8 protein-coding genes and 2 pseudogenes are annotated in these 11,909 nt (G+C 52.8%); all 10 read right to left on the bottom strand.

Annotated elements, in window-relative coordinates; all coding sequences use genetic code 11:
* Positions 1-321: 321 nt before the first annotated feature.
* The 10 genes and pseudogenes from rpoN to pglZ all read right to left on the bottom strand — a co-directional run bounded on the left by rpoN (position 322) and on the right by pglZ (position 11,615).
* Entirely contained in the window at positions 322-1,602 is a 1,281-nt protein-coding gene (gene rpoN / locus ACKTSG_RS12000; RefSeq protein ID WP_407895086.1) for an RNA polymerase factor sigma-54, read from the bottom strand.
* Between the two features lie 13 nt (positions 1,603-1,615).
* Positions 1,616-2,320, bottom strand: coding sequence for an MgtC/SapB family protein (locus ACKTSG_RS12005; RefSeq protein ID WP_407895088.1), 705 nt, complete (start codon positions 2,318-2,320; stop codon positions 1,616-1,618).
* Complete coding sequence (locus tag ACKTSG_RS12010) at positions 2,320-3,147, bottom strand: PTS system mannose/fructose/sorbose family transporter subunit IID (protein WP_407895090.1); 828 nt, start codon at positions 3,145-3,147, stop codon at positions 2,320-2,322. Before ACKTSG_RS12010 ends, ACKTSG_RS12005 begins: the two co-directional genes overlap by 1 nt.
* On the bottom strand, positions 3,144-3,986 hold the full coding sequence (locus tag ACKTSG_RS12015; protein ID WP_407895092.1) for a PTS mannose/fructose/sorbose/N-acetylgalactosamine transporter subunit IIC: 843 nt from the start codon (positions 3,984-3,986) through the stop codon (positions 3,144-3,146). The genes ACKTSG_RS12010 and ACKTSG_RS12015 overlap by 4 nt, the downstream gene beginning before the upstream one ends.
* Before the next feature lie 30 nt (positions 3,987-4,016).
* A complete protein-coding gene (locus ACKTSG_RS12020; RefSeq protein ID WP_407895094.1) occupies positions 4,017-4,505 on the bottom strand; it encodes a PTS sugar transporter subunit IIB in 489 nt (162 codons plus the stop codon).
* A 70-nt stretch (positions 4,506-4,575) separates the two neighbouring features.
* Entirely contained in the window at positions 4,576-4,992 is a 417-nt protein-coding gene (locus ACKTSG_RS12025; RefSeq protein WP_407895096.1) for a PTS sugar transporter subunit IIA, read from the bottom strand.
* Positions 4,993-5,122: 130 nt separating this feature from the next.
* Positions 5,123-7,687, bottom strand: a complete 2,565-nt coding sequence (locus ACKTSG_RS12030) for a sigma 54-interacting transcriptional regulator (RefSeq protein ID WP_407895098.1) — start codon at positions 7,685-7,687, stop codon at positions 5,123-5,125.
* Positions 7,599-7,961 (bottom strand): annotated as a pseudogene (locus tag ACKTSG_RS12035) (hypothetical protein); the annotation flags it as partial. The gene ACKTSG_RS12030 and the pseudogene ACKTSG_RS12035, both read right to left, overlap by 89 nt.
* A 20-nt stretch (positions 7,962-7,981) precedes the next feature.
* Positions 7,982-9,136 (bottom strand): annotated as a pseudogene (gene brxL, locus ACKTSG_RS12040) (BREX system Lon protease-like protein BrxL); the annotation flags it as partial.
* Positions 9,126-11,615 carry a BREX-1 system phosphatase PglZ type A gene (pglZ, locus tag ACKTSG_RS12045; RefSeq protein ID WP_407895100.1) on the bottom strand — a complete coding sequence of 830 codons (2,490 nt, stop codon included), beginning with the start codon at positions 11,613-11,615 and terminating at the stop codon, positions 9,126-9,128. The pseudogene brxL and the gene pglZ, both read right to left, overlap by 11 nt.
* Between the last annotated feature and the right edge of the window lie 294 nt (positions 11,616-11,909).

Raw genomic sequence — 11,909 nt, forward strand, 5'->3', positions numbered from 1 at the left:
AAAATACCATTATCCCTGCATCCATCATAGTTCCTTAAACAATTAAATAACAAAAAAGCCTCCCACGGTCGGGGAGACCTTCAAAGGATAAAAACTATCCTTCAACACCATTTGACAAATTTCCAAAAAAAGCCGCCGCAGGTAGTGCTGCGACGGCCAAGGTGTGGGATAAACAACTTCGATTCATTGGCAATATACCATGGGCTTCTATCGACATTCAAGTCTCGCCACCCTCAGTGCTTTTCTCACCCAATTAAAGCATGCGTTCAAAGCTGTTCGCTTTGGATTCCATCTGCAAGAGTCAGACTAAACTCCAGCCAATTATGGCTTACCCGCGGTTCGCTCATACCGATTGCCGATGCCCAATTGCTTGCGAATCTTCGCAACGGTACGCCGCGAAACCTCGACGTGTTTGGCTGCCAAGCGCTGAACCAATTCGATGTCGCTCAGCGGTTCCTCCGCATCTTCACGCTTGATAACCGCCTGGAGTAACTCCCCAATCTGCCCAGCGGTCACGCCAGATTTTGCCACTGGAACGCGGAAGCACTCACGCAGCGCAATGACGCGTCCGCCGACTCGCAGGTATTTGTCCTTGATGGCGCGGCTGACGGTGGCGACGCTCACCCCGATGGCACTGGCGCAGGCACTCATGGTCAAAGGCGCCAGCTGTGCGGCCGCATCGTTGAGAAACGCCGCCTGCACCTGCACAATCTGCTGTCCAATCTGCATTAAGGTGACTTGCCGCCGATTGAGCGCACGGCTCAGTGTCCGATATTGGCTTCTTTGGACGCGCAGGTACTGCATCGCCGCCGGGTCTGCCTCACCGCGCAACTGGTTATAAGTCGCCTCATCAAAGCGCACTCTCACCTGTCCTCGCTGGCTGTCCAGCAGTTGTAGCCCCGCTGGCGTTCGCTCGACCACCAGATCAGGCACCACGTACTGAATGGTGTCGTTGCCGGCAAACCGGCCGGCAGGATTCGGATCCAAGGTGCGGATGGCTTCCAGCGCTGTGGCGAGTGCGGTGACGTCGCACGCTAGCCGCGCCGCCAACTGCGGCCACTGCGACTGATCGGCAAGTGCCGCCAGTTCCTGTTGCTCAAGGATTGCCAGCCCCGTCTGGTCAAAGCGCCCAATTGAACGGGCCTGCAGTAGCAAGCAATCCGTGAGGTCAAATGCGCCCACTCCGGCCGGCTCCAGCGACTGTACCAGGTGCAATGCGCCAGTGAGCTGCGGTGCGGTCACCGCAAGCGCGTGCCGAAGCGCATCAACGGAATCCGTGAAGTAGCCGCGCTCGTTCAACATCAGCACTAACTGCGCCGCCACCTTGCGTGTCGCCCCATCTTCATCACTAACGCGCAGCTGCGCGAGCAAGTGATCCGTCAGTGACTCCTGCTGCGTATCCGCAATCGGTGGAAAATCGTCGTAGTCAAGGTGCGGCCGGCGGACCTCCAAAAACGGGTTGTCCGCCACCACGCGTTCCAGATAATCGGCTAATTGGCTGGCGCCGAATTGCAGAATGTCCAGCGATTGGTGCATCCCAGGGGTTATGACCAGCCGCGTCTGCAGGCGCTGCTGGGGGCCGAGCTTAAATGATGGCTTCAAGCTTCTCACATCCTTACAGGCTAATCGTCCGCACCTGGCGCACGTTCATGTTCATCGACAGATCTTCGATGACGTCGGCGTAGTTCATCGATTTGGGAATCTCCAGCTCGTAAACATTGGTGTAGAGACGCTGCTTACTTGTGACCGTCACGCTGAAGTTGACGTCATTGATGACAATCTTGTGATCATCGAAATATTGCTGAATGAATTCTTTGGTCGGCAGCTTGTGCTCGTAAGAGATCTCCAGGCGTTTGAACGTGTTGACATGGATAATGCGCTTCAGGAAAACCAGGACGACGAACACGACGACCATTCCTGCAAGCGCGATGACATAGTTCCCCATTCCAACCGCCAGTCCTTCACAAGCTACCGCCCAGAGGCTCGCCGCGGTGGTTAAGCCGCGAACCGCCCGGTGCTGAACGATGATGGTGCCGGCCCCCAGGAAGCCAATACCGCTGACCACCTGGGCAATCAAGCGGGCATCATCGGCGCGCACGACCCCCGCCAGCTTCGGCGTGGCCACCGCGATGTTCAGCGCGTTAAAGCCAATTTCCTTCTGCACCAGGGCAATGATGCAGGCGCCCACGCACACCAGAATGTGAGTGCGCAGCCCGGCCGGCCGATTCTTGTGCTCACGGTCGTAACCGATGACGCCAGAGACCACGACTGCCAAAATCAGGCGGAGACAGACCTCAGCAACCGATAAGCCGTAGGTCATCAGACTACTCCAAGCAGACCGAGGACGACAGCGAGTACGAGGACGCCCAGGAGGATCCAGTTAACGTTCACTTTTTTGCTCAACAGCCAGTAGCAAGCCAGGGTCACGCAAAGCGGAACCAGGCCCTGCCACAGTTGATCAAGGTAGGTTTGGATTTCGATTGGCTTACCGCCTTCAATCGGAATCGACAAGGTGCTCTTGAATTTGACCATGGTTGCGGTCATGCAGCCAATCATCATCAAGCCCAGCGTGGAGGCCGCCTTGTTCAGCAGCTGCATGCTCCCACTCTTGTACATGTCCTGAATGAACGAATCCCCAACCGTGAAGCCCATGTAGGTCAGGTAATAACGTGTCAGAATTGAAGGGATGTTGTAAATCAGCAAGAACAGAATCGGACCCATCCAAGAACCCTGCGAGGCCAGCGAAATCCCGATGCCGGCTGCAATCACACGCAGCACACCCCAGAAGATGGAATCGCCAATCCCAGACAGTGGGCCCATCAAGGACGTCTTCAAGGCGACGATGGAATCCGCATCGAATTTGTCCTCCTCGGCGTTTTCCTTTTCCATGGACGCAACCAGGCCCATGACGAAGGTCCCCACGTTCTGCGTAATGTTGTACCACGTAGTGTGGCGCATCAACGCCTGGCGGTGGCCTTCCTTGTCATTCTTGTAGTAGCGATCGAAGGCCGGCATCACGGAGTACATGAAACCAGGCGCATGAGCCTTGGTCGCGCCGGCGCGGCTGCCGAAAACGGTGAAGGAGCGCCAGAAAATTGAATTCAGCATCTTCCGATCTTCAGCGGAAACGTTCTTCGTTATTTTCATGAGAAAAAGTCCTCCTCTTCTTGTGCGTCGTTGCTCTGAGCAGTACCGGTCCCTGCAGTTTGAGCCGCAGGCCGACTCAACAGCTCCTTCTGGCGATTCTCAATGTCCATCAGTTGCTTATCGCGCATCCATTGCACGACGACGATGATCAACCCCACCGCGGCAACCGCAACAGACGGCAGTTGCATGTACTCGGCCAGAATGAAGCCCAAGAAGTAGAACGGCGACAACTGCTTGCTCCAGAGCATCCGCATCAGAATGGCGAACCCAACGGCAGGCAGCAAGCCCCCGGTCGCGGACAAGCCGGCCATCAGATTCTTGGGGATCTGGTTAACCATGTTCTGGACCGGCGTTGCACCGGCCAAAACAGAGAAGAAGGTGACCAGAGAGAAGATGAAGTAGTTAATGAACCACATGCCGAAATGTAAAAAGGTAATGCGGCGACCGTCATCGGCGGCGGCAGCCTTATCAATTGCTGGGGCGAACACGTTCATCACGACGTTCTTCATAAACATGGAGATAAATGCGGCAAAAACACCGATCGGCACGGCCAGCGCAAGGGCTGCCTTTTCGTTGACGTTCAGGGTAATGGCAAATGTGGTCGCCAGGACCGTTGCGGTGACCGGTTCGGCGGACAGCGCCCCGCCAATATCGACGGCCCCCATGAAGATGGCTTCGAGCGAAGCCCCCATCATCACGCCGGTTCTCACATCGCCAAAAATGATCCCGGCAACGAGGCCGACCACCAGGGGCCGTTCAATCATCGTTTGGCCCCACAGCCAGTTACCGCCAAAACAGATAAATACACAAAGTGCAGCTAAGAATGCGGTGTGTAACATAGTGCGTTCCTCCTATACAATGGATTGCTGTTACTTCAACAGTGAACTAATGGCAGTTTGCGGATTGCTTGGAATCACCTGCTGGAAAACCGGCACGTCCAGTTTTGCCAACTCACGTAAGGCCGCCAGTTCGGACGGAACCAGCATCAGGGTCGCGCTCAACTGCGTCGGCTCGCCTTCGCTGTTGCCCGCGAACCGGCCCACGTTGGCGACGTTGATGCCCTGAATGCCCGGCACGTTCTGGGCAATCTTCAAGGCGTCCTTGACGCTGTTCACGAGGGCGAACATCCGCATGTTGGCACCCTTGGGATTCTGGAAAACCTTGATGGCGTCGTCCACGGTCCGAATCAACAGCTTCTTGCCGGTCGGGGTGGCCATCTTCAGCGTCATCTGCACCATTTCGTTGCTCGCGGCGTTGTCGTTCGCGACGACGATGCCTGGGGTGTCCAGTTCCTTGGTCCAAACCAGTGCCACTTGCCCATGAATTAGCCGGTCGTCCACTCGTAGTTGTACAATCATAATTTTGCCTCCTGTAATTCACCGTGCGGCCTGGTGTGATCACGCATAGGTGCCCAAGCCGTAGCCGGTGCTATTCGAAAAATTCGTCTTCAGTTGGGGCCGGCGGGGCCTGATGTTGCAACGTCACCCGCTGCACCTGAGATTGCCCAATCAGCTCATCCACCACCGCCGACGTCATCGGTCGGCCGTCCAACAAGACGGCCAAAATAATGGCAAGGTTCATCTGGGTCACAATGATAATATTAGGGGCATTCTCAGCAGCGAGCATCACCTTTTGATTGACACTGCCCCCCATTAGATCTGTAAAAATAATGGCCGGTTCAGAACCTGAAGCTTCGATAAACGACGCGATGGCCGGGGTGTAATCACTGTCATCAACATACGCGTCGATGGCCTCGACCTTCTCCGCCATTCCCGTCAGGATCCCGATTGAATTCTTGAGCCCGCTGGCGAAATGCCCGTGACTCACAATTAATACTTTCGTCATTCGCTTCACCTCCTTTGCGCTACACCTAAATAACAAGCAAAACATGTGCCAAGTCGCGGAAGCGGTTAATTTAGCGCTAAAAAAAGAAAGTGTTTAAAGGCTAAACACTTTCTTATGTGTATCTTAAACACTAGACAAACTGCTTGAATAGCTCATACAGAAGGGACAATTCGTAGTCGTCGATGGTGATGTTGTACTTCAGCCCAATCGGCCGGAAAATCCCGTTCGAGACCTGAATGAATTCCTGCTCAGCCGCATCTGGCGGGGCAACCGGGACGTTCACCTGGTGGCGAACCAGCAACCGTTCAATCATCAAGGCGATATGCATGTAGAGATTGAGCTTAACCTTCCCGTCCAGGCTGATGTGATAGAAGGCCTCGTACTTGCTGATGACGCTTTCGACTTCCTTAATCACGATATCTGGATTCAAGAAGCTCAGCCGTTCACTAACCCCCTCGATGGAGAAGAAGCGGAGCAGCTCGCTGTTGAGTTGTTGCATGCGCGCGACGTCCACATACGGCGCCAACCATTCGGCCAGCTGGCGCGTCCCCGCTGCGTCGAGCAAGTCATAGATATTCAGCGTTGGCACCTTAATGGCAGGCAAGTCATTGGTGGTCAGGATGAACAGGGTCTGCGCAAAATAGTCGTTTTGTTCCCCGATTCGTTGCTTTAACTGGGCATAATCGACCGTGATGCATTTAATGTTGAGCGGCAAGTACGGCTGGATGATATCCCGCAGTTTGTCCGAGATCCCCAGCCCCGAAATGCATGAAATGAGAATATTCGGCGTCCGCGAAAAACCGGTATACGACTGCGCACTAATCGTGTAATGCTCAGCCGCTTCCGCAATCTCGGCAAAGGGCATGCGCTGCTGCAGCTTCAGGCCAATATCCAGCGCGGTCACCGTGGTCAGGTTGTTCACCACCAGCAAGTCACCATCCAGGTGACTCCGCAGCTCGCTGTACAGCTGCTCCAGCGACCCCATGTCCACCATCAGAATCAAGCCATTGCTTGTGCCAAGCCGATCCACCAGCTCCTGCGTCTGCGCCACCACCGCCGACACCCCGGTGTTAATGGGCATATCGATGGCGTCCACGACGTAAGTGCCACACAGCTGATTGACAACCGCCTGAATACTGGTGGCGGTATTGACGCCATGGGCAATCAAAATGGCGGAGCGGGGAATTTTCTCATCGACTAAATCGTGAATGGCAAGCGCCAGCAGCGCCGTCAACGTGGCGGTACTTGGCCCATTCAGCTCGACAATGCCACTGAAAAACACCCGCGCAACGTGCAGTGCCCGCGGGCAGATGCTTTGCGTCGTGCGCTCCAGCACGCTCGTCTCGTCGGCACTAAGCCTGAAGCGCTGCAAGTACAGGTCAAACAGCACCAGTCCCAGGTGGCGTGGGGCTGGAATCCCGAAGCGCTCGCGAATCACGTGTTCACCGCGTTGACGAAACTTAAGCGCCAACGGGTGATTTAATGTTTCCGAGCACACATTCACCGCCATGCTTTGCAGCTGATCATCCAACCGGGTGTAGGCGTCTGCGTCCGCACCATTGTTCTTCACCAGCGCCGCGAGCAGGGCCGCGAGTCGCTGCTGGTCAATGGTGGTTGAGGCATCGGCATTGAGGAGCCGCGGCGCATTCACATCAATCGTGACGTCCGCGTATGTATTGGTCGCATCAATCCCGGTAATATCAAAGTGGGCAGGCGTCAACGTCAGTACCTGCTGGTCGCTTTGATCCTTGTATGCGCGCGCACAGCCCCGCTTCATCAGGTTCTTGAGGTAGCCAATGTTGCCTGCCGCCTGCACCCGCACCAGCGCGTGCAGAAGGTACCCGGGCACGAACAACTGGCGGTCCAATTGCCGCGCCTCGTTGCGCAGGAGCGTCTCAACAATCTGGAGCCGCTCGTCCACGGGGCGCCGCGCAAAGTCGGGCAACTTGATGGTGATCGGAATCCGGCGGCGGAACGTATCGAGCAGGACGCGCTCCGGGTCAGCGGTGGTGGCTAAAATCAAGCGCACCGCCGCGTGTTGAGGGTGATCGTTGTCCCCCATTTTGTAGTAGACGCCCCTGTCGATGAAGCTAAACAACTTCTCCTGATTCTCGCTGGATAGCCGGTGAATTTCGTCCAAAAACAAGAAGCCGCCATCCGCTTGCTGAAGGATGCCGCTGCGGGGCTCGTCCGCCCCTGTGTACGCGCCCTTGACGTAGCCGAAAAGGATGCTGGAAAGTAATTCCGGGTTGTTGGCGTAATCCGCGCAATTCAACACAGCAAACGGCGCGTCCGCGGCCACGACGCCTTCGTCGCGAGCGTAATCGACAATCTTCGCCGCCAGGTAGCTCTTACCCACACCTGAATTACCCGTAATCAGCACGTTGAGCCCACGCGGCGGGTATTTGACCGCCGCCTCGCACTGCTCGATGAGCCCGGTCAGGCTGCCCTGCGCGCCAATAAAGTCGGCGAATGCCTGATTCCGCGGGGTTGCGGTTGCATCCGGCGCGATCAGGCTCCACTGCACCGGCCGCCCCTCAATTTTGAAGATCTGATGTGCAGCTTGCAACTCATTCAGATAATGGCTTGTGACGGAACGCGACAAATTAATCTGGGCAGCAATGGCGCTTGTGGTCAGCGGCGTGCCCGTTGTCCGCCGCAACACCGTCATGATCTGTTCCTTCGAAGTCTCCAACTGTAACCCTCCAGTTTCTCTTTTCAATATAGCAAAGAATAACGGCCGTTTCAAAATGGATCGTTTCAGTGGCAACTTGTCCTTGACGTTTCCTATCTCGGAAGCCATGAAAACGCGAGGTGAATTCATCGCGGTCACACTTCTCAATCAAGGTCGGTACATCGAGCAAACCATTCCGATCATTGATGGCGAGCTCAACGCGGGTGAAGTGACCGTCAAGCGCAATGCAGGTCTCCAGAAAGTCATACCAGGTGCGATCCTGCTGGCGCAAATATGATTCGACGTAGCGGCAGCCTTGGCCAGATAGTCGGTGATAAAGCCGAACCCGCTGGTAAAGAAACTCGGCTTATACTTGGGAATCTCCCAACCAGGCAAATAGTTGTGAACTCGATCCAAGAATGCAGTATCGGACCCCATCGCGTCTGGAAATGGCTCAAATAAATTAGATGTCCGTAACAACACATCCACACTTTGGTTGATGTTCCCAACAAATACCATGCCTGCGCTGGCTTGGATTTCTGCGCGACCGCGAACAAACGAGCTAGAAGCCATGTAATCCTTCATGATTTGGATACCATCTTGATCTTTGAAGTTGATGCCGGCGACTTCATCAAAGGCAACCACATCCCACATACCAACCAATCCGACCTCGTGACGCGCCATGTTATAAAACAAGTTAGCCACCGTGGTTTGCCCACCAGATACCAAAATAGAATTTGGCGACAACTCTTTATATACATGCGACTTCCCGGTGCCACGTGGTCCAAGTTCAACTAAGTTATAGTTGTTTTCAACCAGCGGAATCAACCGCGAAATCAAGAGCCACTTAACGCGTTGTTCAAAGGCATCTGGTTCCATGCCCATCGAGCGCAATAGCAGATCAGTCCATTCCTCAGTCGTGAACTGCGCACGACCGGAATATACCTCATCCATATCAACAAACGGCACCTGAATTGGTGTTAGCTCAACAATGTTGAAGTGATCGTCGCTTTCATGATCATAACTCAGGCGCACGATCGACCAGATGCCACCGATTAGGAGTCGTTCGAAGCGCTTGGGATAATCTTCATCCACCGGTACGCCTGAGATTCCAAGATTACCAAAAGTCGCTTCATAACGATCTTCCGTGGTATTCAATGCAACTGTGAGCTTGTCAATCACCGTGTATGCGCCATTCTCGCGGATCTTTGACTTGATCTTTTCGGCTTCATCAGGCCGAACATAATTATTGGCCAGGGTCCTCTTAACGTTTTCCACACCGCGCTCAATGGCTACTGGATCTTAGCCATTGGCATATTGACCCAGCAGAAACTCCAACACATAAGTCGGCACATTAGCGCCTTCTTTGATGCGTTGCGTCAAGTCTTTGCGCACAAAGCGGCCGGAAAAATGTTCTTCGAGCTTGGTCTGAATCGCGACTTGACGCGCGTGTTGTTCATCAGATGTCAAAGCCAAACCCTCCTCCAATTACCATGTCCATCGTATACACCGTTGTGAATTCTTCTTCCGTATCCACATTATGCAACGCTAGCGTATATTTGCGTCCATTGATGTACTTAGCATCTTTTAACGTCAAACGAATCCGCTGAATTCGCTCGGTTGGCATGGTTGCACGACTATCTGCTACCACCTCACGAACCCCAGAGATCTTTTGCCCAGCATCATCCACGAAATAAACCTGATACGTGGCGGCAGTAACCAAATCGCTGATGGCATCGTCTTGCATTAATTGCACCACCATATCACGAGCGGTAATGCGATGGGCGGCCGTGACATCATGTAGCTTGGCCGCTTCAGCTTGTGAACGACCGGTGCTAGTTTGAACGTCCAAGACTGGAACGATCATTTCTTGTGCCGAGCTGCCACCATGGACATAGTTTTGACTGGGGCCTGGCGCCTGGAAGATGTCGAAGTTCCTCGGGTAGTTAACGAAGCGTGAGTCATCATTACCTAGTAGTGCACCAAGGGCTTGATGCGCCGTCCCTTTCGTCGCCAATGGCCGCTCGGAGATCACATAGCGTTGTTCTTTTTTGATCACCCCAGCTGCTTCAGCATCTGCATTAGAAACTTCAATCTTATTGGCGCTATCCAAGGCCGAGTGCCTGAAAATATAGCCATGATCTGCCGTAACGATGATATGGCGTACACTGTTGTTCCGCAGAATTTCAATCGTGCGCGCAAGGTGATCGATGGCACGTTGGGTAGCAGCAAAGACTTCTTGTTCTGTCACCGACTTTTCACCGGTTGTGTCGACACGATTATCGTACAGATACACGACTTTTTGACCGGCAAGAAATTCACGACGTTGCGCGGTGTTCATGTTATTAAAATCACCTACTAACCCAGCAGCACTGGCTTCGTTAGTTTGCTGCAGCAGCTGCTCGCGCTTTTCAGTGGTATTGACCGCTTGATCATCGACAAAGACTAATTTGTTCCCATCATAAGCTAAGTTGTGATTGGGTAATAACGACGGCATGCCAAAGTAAGTCACAGACGGCAGTCCGGTGATCAAATACTGCATCTCAGTCGTCATCGTATCTTTGGCATCAAGCTGTGCCTGCAAGGATTTGGCGGCTTCAAAGCGAAACGCATCAGAAATCAACACCACGATACGATCTTTATTGGTTGAAACATATTGGCGATAGAAATTTCGCTGATACCGGTCACTCGGCACCGCCTCAGCACTATATACTTGATTCCATTCCTGAATCGATTGCGATAAGAAGCCGTTCAAGTATGCATTCTCGACCTTATCTTGAATGCCTTCAGTAATGGCTTCAATCTCCGGTGCAACATTGGCACAAGCGGCGGTGAAGTGACGATAGCTGGTATCAAGTTGATAATCTGTTGTTACGTAGGCGTCAATCGCTGCCGCAAGGTCTTCAGGTTGTTGTTCGGTCTGCTTGGTTAACAACGCGAGCGCATCATGCTGAATCTGATACACAGAGGCACAAAGATTCCCATATGCCATCACCTGACGACTAGCAATCAATTCTGCCAGCGACATCCGGTTGATCCGAGCTTCAAAATCATCAGCCAAAATGCGGGCAGTCACCCACTTGGCAATGAGCTGATCAATTTCTGGAAAGGCATCAATACGTGCTAATTGCGCGATATCAAGCTTTCCGAACAAGCCTTGACCATGAATAAACTGCCAGACTTCGGTAGCAATATGTTGAATCGCGGCTTGACAGTTAATTAAATTACGTGTGTTTTGAATAAACGTGATGGCATTGTTAGCGTGCGTCAACGTGTAGGTGCCAAGATTGACCGGTAATTCCCGTTCTGCTTGATCATAAGCCATATTTAATAACATGGCGGTAAACAAGTATAGCGGCGTCTTATGGGCATTTTGAAAGCCATAGGCACGATCAATGAACTCCCAAAAAGCATCTAAGGCGCCATACTTCTTGAACAGCATCAAGGTTTCATTGTCTTCATCCAGTGAACCTTGGCAGATGACTTGCAAAATTGCTCCTAAAGCAGGACTCGAAGCCTTGGCAATTGCCGCCAATAACACTAACTCCAACGGTTGATGATTATAATTCAACTCGACAAAACGTTGCTTACGAATTTTGCTGGCAAAAAATGTGGCATATTCTTCGAGGAATTTCTTATCCGTTGGTTTCAAGTTCAGTTCTTCTTGAAGCATGGTCAAAGCATCAGCCGCATAGGTCTTGGAATAATACAAAAAATCCGCCAGTAGATTCTGTGCCAAGCTTGGCTTCGGTGCAGGCGAGTAGACTAATGCAGATTTGCCTTGGCGTTGCATCTCAGTCAATTCGAGTTTGGTTTGAAACTGGTCCCGTGCGTTCATGATCACAACAGGTTCATGAAGCTGTTGTGTAATCTCCGCAATATTTTTGTGAAAACTCCCAGTTTCATCGTACCAAAAGACGAAATGGTTATCTTCACCTGGATTATTCATAGAATTTCAAAAAAGCAGCGCAATCCCACGATTCACACGGGACTGCGCTGCTTTGGTGTTTCACCCATTGGGTGCGCCTATATGCTAAGGTTGAGTCGATAAAAACCATCACGAAAGCGAGGCTTCACACCATCTCAACTTTAACCAGCTTATCCCTGCAATGCAATACCAATGTGACTGTGACCGCCGACGGCGGTCAACTTTCAAATGACGCCGGGCTCGTTTTGTTCCAAGAGTTTCTTCATCGTATCAACTTTAGGCAACTTGCCAATCAGTGCCTCAAGTTACCAGACC

The organism is Lacticaseibacillus salsurae (assembly GCF_045862175.1).
Classification (GTDB): Bacteria; Bacillota; Bacilli; order Lactobacillales; family Lactobacillaceae; genus Lacticaseibacillus; species Lacticaseibacillus salsurae.

Excerpts from the sequence above, each read along its gene's own strand:
- ACKTSG_RS12005 (WP_407895088.1), bottom strand. The coding sequence starts at position 2,320 with ATGACCTACGGCTTATCGGTTGCTGAGGTCTGTCTCCGCCTGATTTTG.
- ACKTSG_RS12010 (WP_407895090.1), bottom strand. The coding sequence starts at position 3,147 with ATGAAAATAACGAAGAACGTTTCCGCTGAAGATCGGAAGATGCTGAAT.
- ACKTSG_RS12015 (WP_407895092.1), bottom strand. The coding sequence starts at position 3,986 with ATGTTACACACCGCATTCTTAGCTGCACTTTGTGTATTTATCTGTTTT.
- ACKTSG_RS12020 (WP_407895094.1), bottom strand. The coding sequence starts at position 4,505 with ATGATTGTACAACTACGAGTGGACGACCGGCTAATTCATGGGCAAGTG.
- ACKTSG_RS12025 (WP_407895096.1), bottom strand. The coding sequence starts at position 4,992 with ATGACGAAAGTATTAATTGTGAGTCACGGGCATTTCGCCAGCGGGCTC.
- pglZ (WP_407895100.1), bottom strand. The coding sequence starts at position 11,615 with ATGAATAATCCAGGTGAAGATAACCATTTCGTCTTTTGGTACGATGAA.